The sequence below is a fragment of the Paractinoplanes maris genome (genome assembly GCF_023544465.1).
Classification (GTDB): Bacteria; Actinomycetota; Actinomycetes; order Mycobacteriales; family Micromonosporaceae; genus Actinoplanes; species Actinoplanes maris.
Window position 1 is genome coordinate 346,980 of sequence record NZ_JALPVL010000007.1, and the last position, 15,160, is coordinate 362,139.

Consider the following 15,160-nt stretch of genomic DNA (forward strand, 5'->3'; position numbering starts at 1 on the left):
CATCTGCTTAACGCTGCCTTAAGCCAGCACGAACAGTCAGGCCGGGTCGGCCGTCCGGTGGTTACGGTGACGGCAGGCGGCCGAGGTTGGACATCGGGCGCCGGCTATCCCATCCCCTCCCCCGAGGAATCCCCGATGCGTAGATCAAGGCTTTTCATCGGCGCGGCCGTCATCGCGGTGGCCCTGAGCGCCGGCTTGACCGTCGCCTCCAGGAGCGACACAGCAGAAGCGGCTGTGGTGTGGAACGAAGACTTCAACGGTGCGGCCGGCTCCGGCGTCGACTCGTCGAAGTGGAACTTCGACACCGGTGGCAGTGGCTTCGGCAATCAGGAGCTGCAGTACTACAACAGCGGCACGAGCAACGTCGCCATGGACGGCCAGGGCCACCTGGTGATCACCGCCCGTAAGGGCAGCGGTGGCCACAACGACTGCTGGAACGGCACCTGCCAGTTCACCTCCGGCCGCATTCAGACCGCCGGCAAGTTCACCCAGCAGTACGGGCACGTCGAGGCCCGCATCCAGGTCCCCAACGGCTCCGGCCTCTGGCCCGCCTTCTGGATGCTCGGCGGCGGCAACTGGCCGACCGACGGCGAGATCGACATCATGGAGGTCGTCGGCCGGGACCCCAACCGGCTCTTCGGCACCCTGCACGGCCCCGGCTACTCCGGCGGCGAATCGTTCGGCGGCAGCCTCGTCGCCGGCTCGCCGTGGTATCAGGCCTTCCACACGTACGCCGTGGACTGGTCACCCACTCAGATCGTCTGGACCGTGGACGGCCAGGAATACTTCCGGGCCACGCCGGCCTCCCTGGCGGCGGCCAAGAACGGCGCGCGCTGGGTCTTCGACCACCCGTTCTTCATCATCCTCAACCTCGCCGTCGGCGGTAACTTCGGCCAGGGCAACCCGGCCGGCCTGCCCAACGAGAGCCGGATGCTGATCGACTACGTGCACGTCAGCACCTCGGCCGGCACGCCTGCTCCGCCGCCCGCCAGTGGCGGCAAAGCGCTCAAGTCGAGCCTGAGCGGCCGCTGCATCGACATCCCCGGCGGCAACGCGGTCGACGGGGCGCGCCTGCAGACGTACGACTGCAACGGCACCGCGGCGCAGCAGTGGGCAGCGAACGGCGACGGCACGATGCGCTCCCTGGGCAAGTGCATGGACCCGGCCGGTGGCGCTCTGACCAACGGCACACCGATCCAACTGGTCGGCTGCAACGGCAACCCCGTGCAGCGGTTCACCCTGTCCGACTCGGGTGACCTCGTGAACGTCTCCGCGAACAAGTGCGTCGACCTCAAGGATCGCAACACCGCCAACGGCGCCCAGCTCCAACTGTGGGACTGCTCCGGCGGCTCCAACCAGAAGTGGGCGCGCGCCTGACCCGCTCAGCAACGTGAACGCCGGCCGCCCTCGTGGGCGGCCGGCGTTTTCGATTCCGGCGCGGCATCGATCGGCTCGGCCGCCGGGTCAACGGAGTGTCGTTGCGGGCCCGGCACGACCACCTCCGCGCAACGTCTCGAGGGCGCCCCGCCCACTCGGCGAACGCGCCGCGCTACAGCACATCCGCTTCGGCCGGCGGGGCGGGACCGGCACCGGCCGGGGCCGGGGCCGGCGCTGAGGTGGATCGGCCCAGGAGGGCGATCGCGCCCAGGGCCAGGGTGGCCAGCGCCACCACGATCAGCGTGGCGGGCAGCGACCAGATGCCCAGGGCCGCGCCGGCGGCCAGGGCCGCCACGCCCGAGCCGAGGTTGTAGGACGAGCCGATGGCGGCGTTGACGGCGGTGTGCCGGTCGTCGGGGAAGGCCGCGCCGACAAGGGTGTAGGCCACGATGTACATCGGTGTCAGGGCGGCGCCGACCAGGAAGCTGCCGATCACGACGACCGGGATCGTCTGGCTGACGGCGACCACTAGGACGCCGGTGCAGAGGATCAGGATGCCGGTGAAGTACCGCACCCACGGCCCGGGGCGCCGGCTCGAGAGGTGGCCGTAGACGATCCCGGCCAGGATGCCGCCCACCGAGTCCAGCGCCACCAGCACGCCGGCCAGTTCGGCGTTCGCGTGGCGCAGGGCCCAGGCCGGATAGCCCACGCTGAGCGCGCCCATCGCCAGGCCGACCGCGATCATCGGGACGAGCAGCGCGGCCCCGTTGCGGGAGAGCAGCACCCCGATCGTGCGTTGCCGGGGGCGGTCGCCCGGTGGCCGGCTGCCGGTCGAGACCCGGTGGGCGCCGATCCGGTGGATCAGACCGCGGAACCACACTGTGCCGACCAGGGCGCACAGGCCGCCGGCGATGACCGCCCACTGGGCGCCGACGACCAGCCAGATCCCCGAGGTCAGCAACGGCGCGACCACGAACGTGGCCTCCTCCACGACCGAGTCGAGCGCATGCAACCGGGTGTTCTTCCCGGCGTCCGGGCCGGCCACCTCGGTCCACACCGAGCGCAGGACCGCGCTGTTGGGTGGCGCGAGGATGGCCGCCGACGCCGTCAGGACCAGGGCAGCGGCATAAGCGCCGACGCCGCCGTGCTGGGCCAGCAAGGCGGCCGCGGTGGCGACCACCGCAAAGGCGACCGCCATGGGCACGAGCATGCGGCGCGCACCGAACCGGTCGACCAGTGCGCCCTTGTGGGGCCCGGCCACGGCCGCCCCGATCAGGAACGCCGCGAACGACCCGCCCGCCCAGCCCAGCTCATTCTTGCTGGTGTAGATGGCGATCATGCCGAACGGGACCATGCCGGCGGCGAGGCGGCCGATCGATACGGCCCCGATGATGCCGGCGACGCGGCTGTCGCGCAGGAGCGACAGGAAACCGGTCGGCTCAGTCATGGTCACGTCCTTCGTACGCGATGGATTTGCTCCCGGTCCATCGGGCCACGATCTCGGCGCTCCGGTCGATGACTCCGGCCGGGAGGCCCGCGTCGACCTCACCGTTCTCCATCACGAGCACGTCACCGCGCCGGCGCAGCGCGATCCGGCCGACGATCGCGTCGCCCAGCAGGATCGGGAGCGCGAAGTAGCCGAACTCGCGCTTGGCAGCTGGCTTGTAGGCCTCGAGACGGTAGTCCTTGCCGAAGATCCGCAGCAGACGATCCCTGGTCCACACGAGCGGGTCGAAGGGGGACAACGGGTTCGGAGCATCCTCGATGATCTTCTTGGTGGGATCGGCGGTGGGGGCGAGCCACACCGGGTCCTTCCAGCCGGCCACCGCCGCCTGCTCCAGCCCGAGGCCGGCCAGCGCGGTGCGGGCGGTGGTGGCGTGGATCCGGAAGTAGTCGGCCACGTCCTTGGTGGTGGCCACCCCCAGCGCGTCGATGGCCCGGCGGCACAGGCGCGCGACGCACTCGTCGTCGTTCAGTTCCACCGCCCGTACGTCCGGTGGGATGACCAGGTCGGGCCGGCAGTAGACGCGCTCCCAGCGGTCGCGCTCGGCGCAGACCGCTCCGCCGGTGGCGGCGAGCCACTCCAGTGCCCAGCGGTAGGGCGAGTCGCGCTCCCATCCGCTGCCTTTCATGCCGCCGAAGTCGCGCAGCCGTACCCGGCCGTCGGCCTCCAGCCGGGCTCGCGCGACCTCGACGGCGGCGAAGTCCACCGCCGGTCCGCGCCAGCCGTGCGCGCTGATGTGCCGGCGGCGGAAGCCGAAGGCCGGCCACAGGTCCATAGCGACCAGCGACAACGCGTGCGCCATGCCCTCGAAGGTGGCGCCCTCGCCGGCCGCCGTGCCGACTTGGAGCACGACGTCGAGCGGGACGCCCCGACTGAGCAGCACGAGCTCGTGGGACCGGCGTACGGCCGACATCGAGTCGATCTGGACGCACCCGAGCCGGTCGAACACGGTCGTCGCCGACCGGGTCGGCTCGTCCAGGATCTGGGCGGCGATGGCGACGCTGCGCGCCTCGGCCGCCGTCAGCGTGGCGGTCATGACGCTCGCAGTGACTCGGGACCGACCAGGACGATCCGCGCGATCTCCTGACCGCGGCGGATGCCCAGCTCGCGGCGGGGCTGAATGGCGATGCTGAAGCCGGTGCCGTGCATCCGGTCCAAGGACGCCGGGGTCAGCACACCCACCATGACGCCGAGGTCCGGCAGGTCCTCGCTGGGGAAGACCAGCACCGACATCGGCTGGAAGTCGTCCGGTGACCAGCCCATCCGCCATTCGACGGTGCCCTGGCCGTTCGGCACGAACATGCTCCCCCAGCCGTCGCCGTCACGGAACTCGTACAGGTGCAGCCACGGCGGACGGTCCATCGCCAGCGCCGTACCGCTGCGCAGCCAGACTTCGCTCCGGCCGACCGCCGCGGCCGCGGCCTCGGTCTCCTCCCCGGAGATCTCGACCTGCGGAAGCGGTGCGACCGTCACGTCGACCGGGCTGAGGATCCGCCAGCCGACGCGCTGACCGAGGACCCAGGGCGCGCAGAACTCGGGCTGGCGGGCGGCCCGCAGATGGCGGAAGTTCTCCCGGTAGAGACGTTCCCGCTCCTTCGCCGCGTCGAGGTCGACCGTGCGCCGCTCAGGCAGAACCGCCCACGGCTGAAGGCGTACAAATTTCATGCCGTCCTTCCATGGGTACGTCGCCGGTGATCCCCCACCGGCGACGTCCCCTCGTCGTCTGATCGCTCCCTCGTCCTCTTGTCGCTCCAGGACCGGCGCCGCTCTCAGCCGGCCGAGCCTACCGAACTGTCCGCGACGTGCTTCGCGTCGATGTCGACGTTGTCCAGGCTGACCCGGTCGGTGTCGAAGAGCGACACGCTGCACGGGCCGAAGCCGACCTGGATGTCGTCGAACACCGGCCGGCCGCCGGTCTCCTCGTCCGTACTGAGGTCGACCCCGTCCATCTTGACCACGGTGATCGCGTGCGGCGCGCTGCCGGGCTGGCCGGCGTGCATCACAGTGCCACGGGCGAACGCCGCGGCGTAGATGGTGAAGTCGTTCTCGTCGACGGCGATGCCACGCGGCGAGGGACCGACCGGCAGGTACCGGGTCGCCTCGAAGGTGGACATGTCGATGACCGCGACCGTCGACTCGCGTTCCAGCGTCACCAGCGCGAACCGGTTGTCCGGCGAGAACGCGACCGCGCGGCCGCCCTGGCTCGTCACCGCGACCCGGTGCACGACCTTGTCGGTGGTCAGGTCGATGACCGGCACGTAGCCGACCGAGTTGCAGGCGACCAGCGCGTACCGGCCGGTGCGGTCGACGTTCAGGCTGTACGGGTGCGAGTTCTCCTGGATGCGGATCCGGGCGATCTCGCGCACGTTGGTGACGTCGCCGTTGTGCAGGCCGGCGATGTCGATCTTCGCGAGGTAGCCGGAACCCCAGATGCACACGTAGGCGAAGTCGCCGACGATGGCCATGTGCCGGGGGTCACGGCCGACGGCGACCTGGGTCAGTTCCTCGCGGGACTCCAGGTCGACGATGGAGACGGTGTTCGAGCCGGAGTTCGAGACCAGCATGTAGCGGTCGCCGGGCAGGATACCGATGCCCCGGGGGCCGGAGCCCACGCTGATCCGGGCCACCTCCCGGTGCGTGAGGGCATCGATCTCCGAAACGGAGTTGGTCGAGGTGTTGGACACGAAGCCCCGCCCGTCACGGGTGAACTTGACGCTCCCGCGGGGAGCGTTGCCCACCGGGATGGCGGTGACATTCGTGTAGCCGTCCGCGTCCTTGCGGACGACGGAGATCTGGCCGGAGTCGGTGTCGGTGGAGAAGATTTCGATCGGCACGAAAAGCTCCTAAACTGGATTGATGGCGCCTTTGCGGTTCGCGATCCGGGCAGCTTTCTTCGCGACCATCTCCTTTCCGAGAGAATGGACGAATGCCGTACGAGATTCAGTCCCCAGCGGGTTTGAGATGAACTTCCTCGCCGAATGCGTAAGCCAGGTTCCAGGCGATAGAAATGCGCACGTCGGCGTCGCCGTACTGCGGAACGGCGTGTTTCATCCACCCGGGAATCAGGACGAGTTCGCCCGGCCGGGAGGAGATCCGCACTATCTGGCCCTCGCTCGCGAAGGTGATGCCGGGGTCGAAGAGGTCCACGTTGACCCGCGGATCGAACAGGTCGAGCTCGCAGGTGCTCGCCGACGCCACGTAATAGATGGCCGCGATCGCCGTGTTGGGATGGTTGTGGGCCGAGTGGTGGTCGCCGCCACGATAGATGCTCGCCCAGCTCCGCTGGGGCAAAATCTGCACGTCAGTGGCCGTCTTGGCGCCCACCGCCTCGTGCAGCGGCTCGCGCCGCACGGTCTCCACGAACGTCCGCGCCACGCCCAGCATCCACCCGGTCAGCCGGTCGACGGCCGGGTCGTCCCAGTCGGTGAGGTTGCCGACGGTCTCCGACTTGAAGGCGAGATCTTTGACCTCGGTGGTCATCCGGCGACGGACGGCATTGGTCAGCGCCTCGTTGATCTCGGTGCCGAAAGGGCAGGGTACGCGAGCCGCCGGAGTGGCGAAAAGATTGAGCAGCTTGGCGCCGTTGCTCTCAGAACTCAATGTCATCCCCCGTGTCGGATGAGATAAGCCATTGATCGACGTTATTGGCTGGCCGCCACGGATCAGGCTAACACTCGGTCAGCCGCTGTCAATGCCAACTATTACCGTGAGCACTGGGGGAAACACGAAGCGCTCCGGAAGATAAATCTTGTATTCAATGATCGAAAGGCCCGCCACCTGCCCGGGATCTCCGCCCCGCCCGTGCGGTCAGCCGAGAGCCAGGCGTTCGTGCCCTTCACCAGCCGGGCGACGTTCCCCGGATCTCCGCGTCGGCCAGCAGCGACGTGGTGGCGTCCGCGACGGCCCGGGCGGCAGGTGTCGCCGTGCCCAGGTTCAAGCCGAGTCGGTGACAGGCGACGCTGCGCCGGCCGTCAACCCTGAAGTGACCAGAACAGGCCCAACAGCGCGAAGACCACGCCGAAGGCCAGCGGCAGACCGGCCACCACTGCCGCGTGTGTCCCCGAGACCAACTCCGCGGCGCCCGGCCGGCCCGCCGGATACCGCACCGGAACCCGCTGCCCGACGCGGTGAACCCGCCAGCTCGTACGCATGGCGGCCGTGAACTGGTGCTCGCCGCCACCCTCGTCGACGAAGGCCACAACCGGCTGGTAGATCGGGCCGTCGTCGCTCGTTTCCTCATGGCGGACGACGGTGCCCACCGCCGCGACACCTGTCCGCCGCAACCGGCGGCTCCCCAGCATCCGCACCACGCCGAAAGCGCCCACGGCCAAGCCCACGACCAACATGAGGACGCCACCCGGATTCATCAGTGCATGATGCCACCCGCCGTACCACTGCTATATCACCAGGCACAGAGTGCCGAAAGGCGATTGGCGATGGCATCGTCAGGTGAGCAGTCCACCCATCGCCGAAGGAGCCGGCCCATGCCGCAGCAAGCCAAAGCCCCACCTACGCAGCGGTTCGGTGCCGACGCGTTCGCGCCCTCCGACGACACGACCCTGCGCTGGTTGGGCATGGCCGGCTTCCTGATCAACAGCCGCGGCACGACTCTGATGATCGACCCGCTGCTGCGGGGGTTCGACATGCCGATCATGATCGAGATGCCGGTCATCGCCGCCGACGTGCCACACCTGGACGCTGTCCTGGTCACCCACAGCGACAACGACCACTACAGCGTCCCGACCTGCCGGGACCTCGCCGAGGTCACCGGCGCCTACCATTCCACCCGATACGTCGCCGCCCTGATGACCGGCCAGGGGCTCCCGGCGCATGGCCACGACATCGGCGGCGACTTCACCGTCGGTCCGGCCGGTGTCGAGGTGACGCCGGCCGACCACGCCTGGCAGAACGAGGCCCCCGGCGCCGCCGACCGCGTCTTCCGGCCCGAGGATGCCTGTGGGTTCTGGATCACCACACCCGACGGCACCATCTGGGCGCCCGGCGACTCCCGGCTCATCCCCGAACACCACCTCACGAGACCCGCACCGGACGCCCTGCTGTTCGACTTCTCCGACAGCGAATGGCACTTCGGACTCGCCGGCGCTGTGCGGATGGCCAACGCCTACCCCCGAACGCCGCTGCTGCTGCACCATTGGGGATCGGTCGACGCACCCGACTTTCCGCCCTTCAACGGCAACCCGCAGACCCTGTACGACCTGGTCCAGCACCCCCAGCGCATCCAGGTGCTCGCCCCGGGCCAGCCCTACCGCCTGCACCGGTCGCCGCCGCCGGCCTGACCGCGCCGGCCCTGCTGCTCACTGGGACGAGTCCGACCAGGAGATCTACAACGAAGGCGTCTACCGCCACCTGACGGCGAACGCCCGCGCCGTCTTCGCGGTACTGGCTTTGTCGCCCAGCGTGCTGTCGAGCACTACGCCTGGCTGTCGGCCGGCGAGATGGTCCGCGGTCTGGCCCGGGCCGAGTCCACACCCCGGTCCGCTCATCATGGTGGTGCAGTTCGTCGCCTTACCGTGGGCACGGTCAAGGCCGGTGGAGCCGCAGTTCCCTGAGTTGCCGGCGCGAGGTGATGCCGAGCTTGCGGAAGATCTTGCGCAGGTGGGCTTCGATGGTGCGGGGGCTCAGGAACAGCTGCGCACCCACCTCCCGGGAGGTCGCCCCGGTGGCTACCAGTCGCGCGATGTGCAATTCGTGGGCGGTCAGGGTGTCGGCCGGCCGGGCGCTCCTCTCCCGTGGACGCTCGCCGAGAGCACGCAACTCGCGGGCGGCCCGCGCGGCGAACGCCTCCGCGCCCATGCCCGTCAGGAGTTCGTGAGCGGTACGGAGTTGTCCGCGGGCTTCGTCGCGGCGGCCTTCGCGGCGCAGCCACTCGCCGTACACCAGGTGGGCGCGGGCCAGGTGGGTGGCCATCCGGCAGTGCTCGAGTCGCTCGACGGCCTCGCGATAGTACTTCTCGGCGGCCGGCCCGCTGCTGAGCAGCGCCCTCGAGCGCGCTTCCAGACCCAGCGCCCACTGGGTGCCGCTGGCGCGAGCCCGTACGCCGAACTGCTCCAGCGCGACGGCTGCACGCTCCGGCTGACCGGCGCGGACGGCCGCCTCGATCAGCTCGGGCAGCGCGATGCTGCTGTACGCCAACTCGTCGTACTCCCACGGCGGTGTCGCGGCGGCCAGTGCTTCGTCGTAGTTGCCCAAGCCGTTGTGCAGCGCCGCCAAGGCGACTTGGGCCAGGCCGAGCGTCGCGCCCTCACCTCGGTCCGTCGCCTCCTTGACCATGGCTGCGTACAACTGCAAGGTTTCGTCGTGCCGGCCGCGCCAGGCGGCCAGGATGAGCCGGGCGTTGGGCAGCGGCGGAGCCCCCGTGGCCTCGGTGATGGCATGTTCTTCGGCGAACAGCTCGGCGGCTCGGGCGAGTTCGCCGGTGAGCACCAGCACCGAGGCCAGGGCGTTGAGTGCGGCGGGGAGGGTAGCCAGCGTGCCGGCTTCGCGGGCGAGCTCGACGTCGCGGGTGGCCAGTGCGTGGATCGCGTCGTCGTCCCACAGCATCGCTGCGACGTGGCAGGCCAGCCACCGCCATCGGTGGCTGGCGTCGTCAGCCCGGAAGTCGTGGTTCCGCAGCGTCTTCAAGGCCAGCTGAAGGGTGGGAACGCTCGCCTCGTACCCTCCGGTGAACCTCGTGGCCAGCCCGTCCAGCAGCAGGTCGACCGGTCGCGGCGGCGCCGGTGGTGCGGGCGCGGACCGGGCGGCCTCGGCCACCGCCGGCAGCCCGTGACCGCGACTGAGGCGACCGGCGTGGAAGGACGCCTCGAACGCGTGCAGGTAGGTCTCCCGGGCCAGCGCGGCGTCCAGCGGTCCTAGCGTCCGGGCCGCCTCCAGCAGCATCCCCGGCACCTCGCTCCCGCGAGTCAGGTGAAACTCGACCTGGGCGCGCAGCAACTCGAGGCGGGCGCGTTGCAGAACGTCCAGCGGCCCGGCCGCCGCGATCGTCAGCAACTGCAGGGCGGCCTCGAAGGCGCCGGCCTCGTGCTTGGCGTGAGCGGCCTCCAGCGCCCGTCTCGCACGGTCAGCCGGCTCTGGGGTCAACTCGACCGCCTGCCGCAGGAACGCGGCGGCCGCGGCCGAACCGCCGCGGGCACGCGCCCGGACGGCCGAGCGCTCCAGCCCCGCGGCCACTTCTTCGTCGGTGCCCGGCACCGCCTGCGCACGATGCCAGGCTCGCCGGTCAGGATCGGTGTCCGGATCGGTGGCAGCGGCCAGCGCGCGGTGGGCCCGGCGGCGGTCCGGTGGTGGGGCAGCCCGATAGACCGCCGAGCGCACCAGCGGATGGCGGAACCGCACCCGGGTGCCGATCTCCAGCAACCCGGCGGCCTCAGCCGGCGCGGCCGCCTCGCGGGCGATCCCCAGGTGCGCGGCCGCGCGCCACAGGACGGCCACGTCGCCGGTCGACTCGGCTGCGGCCACCAACAGCAACAGTTGCGTCTCGGCCGGCAGACTGCCGGAGCGGCGCTGGAAGCCTTCCTCGATGCGGCGCGGGACGTTCCGCACGTCCGGTAGCTCGAATCCGCCCGCCAATCCGGCCGGCGGGGCACTTCGGGGCAGCTCCAGCAGCGCCAAGGGGTTGCCCCGCGCCTCGGCGACGATCCGGTCGCGCACCTGGTCGTCCAGCGGCGCGTGGACCGCGGTGGCGAGCAATGCTCGGGCGTCGGCATGACCGAGCCCGTCCAGGCGCAGCGCGGGGAGCCCGGTGAACGCGCGGAGGTCGTCGTCCGTAGGGTCGCGCAGCGCGAACACCAACGCCATCCGCTCCGCCGCCACCCGTCGCGCCACGAACGCGAGTACTTGCGCGGACGCCTGATCCAGCCATTGCGCGTCGTCGACCAGGCACAGCAGCGGCCCCTCCTCCGCGACCTCGGCCAGCAGGTTCAGGACGGCCAGGCCGACCAGGAATCGGTCGGGTGCCGCACCGCCCTGCAGTCCGAACGCCACGCCCAGGGCGGCTCGCTGCGGATCGGGCAGCGCACCTACGTGGTCCAGCAGCGGCGCGCACAGCTGATTCAGGCCCGCGAACGCGAACTGCGTCTCGGACTCGACCCCGGCCGAGCATTCCAACCGGAACCCCCACCGGGCCCCGGTTTCCCGGGCCTGCCCCAGCAACGCGGTCTTGCCGATGCCGGCTTCCCCGCGCACCACCAGAGCCCCGCTGCGCCCCGCCCGCGCCCGGTCCAGGAGTTGCTCCACCGCATCGCGCTCCGCGCGCCGGCCCACCAGCGTTGCGGTGGCTACTCGGTCATCGGTGTGCATAGCCGGAGTTCAGAGTCGACAGGTTGCGTCTTGCGCGGGCACCTTGAGGTCGATCAGATAAGTGGCGATGGCGGCATCGACACACGCGTTGGCTGCAAGCATCGTGCCGTGCTGCTTGCCCTCCACGGTCAGGAGACCGCCGCCCAAGGTCTTGGCCAAGCTCACGCCGCCCGCGTGCGGGGTCAGCGCATCGCCGGTCACCGAGATCGTCAATGTGGGCGGCAGGTTCGGGATGCCGGTCGCATAGGGAAATCCGAGTGTCGGCTCCGACGGCCAGCCCTCGCACCAGTCAGGTGTGTCCTTCACGGGCGTACCCGGATCGAGGAAGGGCGCGGCAGCGAGGGTCTTCTGTGTGAGTTCAGCCGTGCCGCGGGGAGAGAAGCGATCCTCGTCGAGGCAGTCGATCGCGTAATTCGCCTCCACGGAGTTGTCGTACTGGCCGTTCGGTGACCGCCGATGGTAGCTGTCTCGCAGGGCGAGCAGAATCTCCCCTCGCCCCTTCTTCAGCTCGGCCAGCCCGGCCACGACCTGAGGCCAGAGCCGCTGGGCGTAGAGGCCGGTGACGATGCCGTCGTTGGCGGCGATGAAGCTCAGCCGGCGACTGTTGCCGGCCGGCACCGGGTTGCTCAGAAGGGGCCGTGCGAGTTTCTGGTACTCCGCAGTGGCTCCCTTGACGTCGTCACCGAGCGGGCAATCCCCCTTCGCGATACAGAAGGCCGCGATCTCGTCGAAGGCCTGCTGGAAACTCGCCCACTGCTCCTGCCGGCGCTGGAGGGTGTTCGCGTGCGGATCCAGCGCGCCGTCGAGCACCAGTGCCCGTACCTTGTCGGGAAACATCTCGGCGTAGACCGGACCCAGCCGTGTGCCGTAGCTCGCGCCCGCGTAGGTCAGCTTCTCGTCGCCGAGGACAGCCCGCAGGATGTCCAGATCGCGGGCCGCGTCCCGGGTTCCGAAGTGGGCGAGCTTGTCCGCGCCGCCTACGCTGTCCGCGCACGCCTGCACGAGTGGGGGCGCACCGGGACTAATCAGTTGACTGCCCGGCGTGACGTCGGCGTCCCGTTCGGTGTTGTCGAAGCAGTCGAGCGCCGGCTTGCTCGCGCCTGTTCCGCGGGGGTCGAAGCCGACGATGTCGAAACGCTCGGAGACCGGGTTCTTGGCCAGGGTCGCCGAGATCATCGCCGCATAGCCGACGCCCGGGTAGCCGGGACCGCCGGGGTTCAAGAACAGTGACCCGATCTTTTTGTCGCCCCGGGCCGCGACCCGGAACACAGCGATCCGCGCGACGTCGCCGTCAGGTTTCTGGTAGTTCAGCGGCACCTCCACCTGGCCGCATTCTCCGTCGACGACGATTTTGGTGCCCTCCAGCGGAGTCTTGCACGGCGCGAAGGCAGCCTTCTGCTGGTAGTACCGATCCAGCGACGGCGACGGCGACGGGGAGGCCTGCGCGGACGGCGACGCGGCGGTACACGCGCTCAGAAGCAACAGCAGAGGCACCATGGCGGCCGAGGCCTGGCCGAGAAGGCGACGCGCCGGTGCCGGCGAAGCACCCGGTTCGATGTCCATGTGCTCACGGAACACCATGTTCTCGGAACAGGGTCAAGAGCGGCCGATCCGCTTACCTGCCGCGACGCCGCTGTGCGGGCTACGTGCGGCGCCGCCGTGTCATGCTTGCTCGGTGGCAGACGTGGACCTGCGGCAACTGCGTTACCTGGTGCCCATGCACCAATACCGGCCAGGCATGCGTGGCCATGCCTGGTCGGCATTCCGGAGCGGGTGAACGAGCTTCCCCCCGGCAGCCGGAGACATCGGGTCACCGGTCGCACTCCGGCGCGTCGGTAGACTGGATCTCACATCGACGTGAGATCAGGGCCGGGGAGGCAGTGGTGGAATCGACCATCCGGATCGGTGAACTGGCTTCGCGTACGGGAGTGAGTGTTCGATCCCTGCGCTATTACGAGGAACAGGGGCTGCTCACCAGCCTGCGGAGTCCCAGCGGCCACCGCCGCTACCTCGAGAGCCAGGTCGAGCGGATCGATTTCCTCCAGCGGCTGTTCTCCGCGGGCCTGAGCAGCCGGACGATCGTCGATCTGCTGCCCTGTGTGGATTCCCCCAGTGACGACGCCTCCGAGGCGGCCCTGGAACGGATGCTCCAGGAGCGGGACCGGCTCGATCAGCACATCGAGGATCTGACCTCGACTCGTGGTGTGCTCAACGGTCTGATCGACGCCAATCGCAGGCAACGGATGGCTCCCGCGGGCGCGTGACGGGCGCCGCCCGGGTGAGCCTGGCCACCTCGCGCGTTCACGACTTGCATCTCACATCGGTGTCAGATTCTACGGTGAAGTCATGACATCACTTTTCGACACCGTCTCGCTCGGCGGACTCCGCCTCCCCAACCGGGTCGTGATGGCCCCGATGACGCGGATCCGATCCGACCGCGACGGGCTGGCGACCGCGTCGATGGCGACCTACTACGCCCAGCGGGCGAGCGCGGGCCTGATCATCAGCGAGGGTGTCCGGCCCACTCCGGTCGGGCAGTCCAACCCGCTGACGCCGGGGCTCCACACGCCCGCGCAGGTCGACTCGTGGCGGCAGGTGACCTCCGCCGTGCACGCCCACCACGGACGGATCTTCGCGCAGATCATGCACGCGGGACGGATCAGTCACCCGGACACGACCGGCCACCAGCCGGTCGCGCCGTCCGCCGTCGCCGCACGCGAGGTCTACGTCTACACCCCCACCGGACCGCAGCTCACGCCGACGCCACGCGCGCTGTCGACCCGTGAGGTGGCGGCCGAGGTGCAGAATTTCGCGGCCGCGGCGAGGCGCGCGGTGGAGGCCGGCTTCGACGGCGTGGAAGTGCACGGCGCGAACGGATACCTGATCGGGCAGTTCCTCGCCGGCAACGCCAACCTGCGCACGGACCGCTACGGCGGGACCATCGCGGGCCGGATCCGGTTCGCTGTGGAGGCGGTCGCGGCCACCGTCGACGCGATCGGCGCTGATCGTGTCGGGCTGCGGCTGTCACCGGGCGCGGGCATCGGGGACGCCATCGACACCGACATTCCCGAGACGTACGGGGCGCTGCTCGCCGAGCTTGTCCCGCTCGGCCCGGCGTACCTGCACCTGGCCAGCACCGAGGACGAAGTGCTGCTCGGGCTGCGCCGCGCGTGGCCCGGCACGCTCATCGTCAACCCGTCGGCGGCGAACAGTCCCGTCCAAGCGACCCGGGCCGACGCTGAGCGCTGGTTGGCCCAGGGGGCCGACCTGGTCTCGTTCGGCCGCGCGCACCTCGCCAATCCCGACCTCGTGGAGCGGTTCCGGGCAGATCTGCCGCTGACGGAGGCCGATCGGAACACCTTCTACACCGGCGGCGACGACGGCTACCTCACCTACCCGGCGTACGACGCGCGCCTGGCCGCCCCGGCATCCGCCTGACGCAAGCGGACCACCTCGCCTTGACTGTGTTCCCGGAACACAGATTTCACTGGGAGGGATCACCAGGCACGCAACGCCGGACGACAGGAAGATCACATGGCCGTCGAATTCAGGCATCCGGACGGATTGCTTCAGCAGACCGATTACTCGCCGGTCGCTGTCGCCACCGGATCCCGGCTGGTCCTGCTGGCCGGACAGGCCGGCGTCACGCCCGATTTCCAGCCGGCCGCGCCGGATCTGGCCGGTCAGGTCCACGCCGCGCTTCGCAACATCATCATCGGTGTCCGCGGCGCGGGAGGAGACGTCGGCGACCTCGCTCGACTCACCTTCTTCATCGTGGACTGGGTGCCGGAGAAGTGGAACGAGGTGCTCGCCGGCATCGCTCGGGCCCAGGAGGACGGTCTGCCCGCACCGACTCCGCCCATCACGATCATCGGCGTCCAGGCGCTCTTCACACCCGACTTCGTCGTGGAGATCGAAGCAATCGCCGTCCTCGACTGAGGCGGCGCACCGCATGATTCGCCC

At 69.9% G+C, this 15,160-nt stretch carries 13 protein-coding genes; 5 read left to right on the forward strand and 8 right to left on the reverse strand.

The window, feature by feature from the left end:
* The first annotated feature begins 135 nt into the window (after positions 1-135).
* The gene (locus tag NAG42_RS22125) at positions 136-1,377 is read left to right on the forward strand and encodes a family 16 glycosylhydrolase (RefSeq protein ID WP_250032668.1); all 1,242 of its coding nucleotides are present in this window, start codon (positions 136-138) and stop codon (positions 1,375-1,377) included.
* Between the two features lie 172 nt (positions 1,378-1,549).
* On the opposite strand, the gene NAG42_RS22130 is transcribed toward NAG42_RS22125, so the two are convergent.
* From NAG42_RS22130 to NAG42_RS22155, 6 genes are all read right to left on the reverse strand, one after another.
* Complete coding sequence (locus tag NAG42_RS22130; RefSeq protein ID WP_250032670.1) at positions 1,550-2,824, reverse strand: MFS transporter; 1,275 nt, start codon at positions 2,822-2,824, stop codon at positions 1,550-1,552.
* A complete protein-coding gene (locus tag NAG42_RS22135; protein WP_250032671.1) occupies positions 2,817-3,917 on the reverse strand; it encodes a DNA glycosylase AlkZ-like family protein in 1,101 nt (366 codons plus the stop codon). Before NAG42_RS22135 ends, NAG42_RS22130 begins: the two co-directional genes overlap by 8 nt.
* Positions 3,914-4,546 carry a hypothetical protein gene (locus tag NAG42_RS22140; RefSeq protein WP_250032673.1) on the reverse strand — a complete coding sequence of 211 codons (633 nt, stop codon included), beginning with the start codon at positions 4,544-4,546 and terminating at the stop codon, positions 3,914-3,916. The genes NAG42_RS22135 and NAG42_RS22140 overlap by 4 nt, the downstream gene beginning before the upstream one ends.
* A gap of 104 nt (positions 4,547-4,650) precedes the next feature.
* Positions 4,651-5,715 (reverse strand): cytochrome D1 domain-containing protein, encoded by a 1,065-nt coding sequence (locus NAG42_RS22145; protein WP_250032675.1) that lies wholly within the window; start codon positions 5,713-5,715, stop codon positions 4,651-4,653.
* 106 nt (positions 5,716-5,821) lie between these two features.
* Positions 5,822-6,487, reverse strand: coding sequence for a putative 2OG-Fe(II) oxygenase (locus NAG42_RS22150; protein WP_250032677.1), 666 nt, complete (start codon positions 6,485-6,487; stop codon positions 5,822-5,824).
* Positions 6,488-6,852: 365 nt separating this feature from the next.
* The gene (locus NAG42_RS22155) at positions 6,853-7,248 is read right to left on the reverse strand and encodes a DUF3592 domain-containing protein (RefSeq protein ID WP_250032679.1); all 396 of its coding nucleotides are present in this window, start codon (positions 7,246-7,248) and stop codon (positions 6,853-6,855) included.
* Positions 7,249-7,365: 117 nt separating this feature from the next.
* On the opposite strand from NAG42_RS22155, the gene NAG42_RS22160 reads away from it, so the two are divergent.
* Positions 7,366-8,178: an MBL fold metallo-hydrolase gene (locus NAG42_RS22160; RefSeq protein WP_250032680.1), complete on the forward strand. Its 813-nt coding sequence runs from the start codon at positions 7,366-7,368 to the stop codon at positions 8,176-8,178.
* Between the two features lie 244 nt (positions 8,179-8,422).
* Here NAG42_RS22160 and NAG42_RS22165 read toward each other — a convergent pair whose 3' ends face one another.
* Together NAG42_RS22165 and NAG42_RS22170 are read right to left on the reverse strand one after the other, a co-directional pair.
* On the reverse strand, positions 8,423-11,197 hold the full coding sequence (locus tag NAG42_RS22165; protein ID WP_250032682.1) for an ATP-binding protein: 2,775 nt from the start codon (positions 11,195-11,197) through the stop codon (positions 8,423-8,425).
* A 9-nt stretch (positions 11,198-11,206) separates the two neighbouring features.
* On the reverse strand, positions 11,207-12,760 hold the full coding sequence (locus tag NAG42_RS22170; protein WP_250032685.1) for an alpha/beta hydrolase: 1,554 nt from the start codon (positions 12,758-12,760) through the stop codon (positions 11,207-11,209).
* Between the two features lie 320 nt (positions 12,761-13,080).
* On the opposite strand from NAG42_RS22170, the gene NAG42_RS22175 reads away from it, so the two are divergent.
* The 3 genes from NAG42_RS22175 (at position 13,081) to NAG42_RS22185 (ending at position 15,136) form a co-directional block, all read left to right on the forward strand.
* On the forward strand, positions 13,081-13,461 hold the full coding sequence (locus NAG42_RS22175; protein ID WP_250032687.1) for a MerR family transcriptional regulator: 381 nt from the start codon (positions 13,081-13,083) through the stop codon (positions 13,459-13,461).
* 82 nt (positions 13,462-13,543) lie between these two features.
* Positions 13,544-14,635, forward strand: a complete 1,092-nt coding sequence (locus NAG42_RS22180) for an alkene reductase (protein WP_250032688.1) — start codon at positions 13,544-13,546, stop codon at positions 14,633-14,635.
* 96 nt (positions 14,636-14,731) lie between these two features.
* On the forward strand, positions 14,732-15,136 hold the full coding sequence (locus NAG42_RS22185; protein ID WP_250032689.1) for a RidA family protein: 405 nt from the start codon (positions 14,732-14,734) through the stop codon (positions 15,134-15,136).
* Positions 15,137-15,160 lie beyond the last annotated feature (24 nt).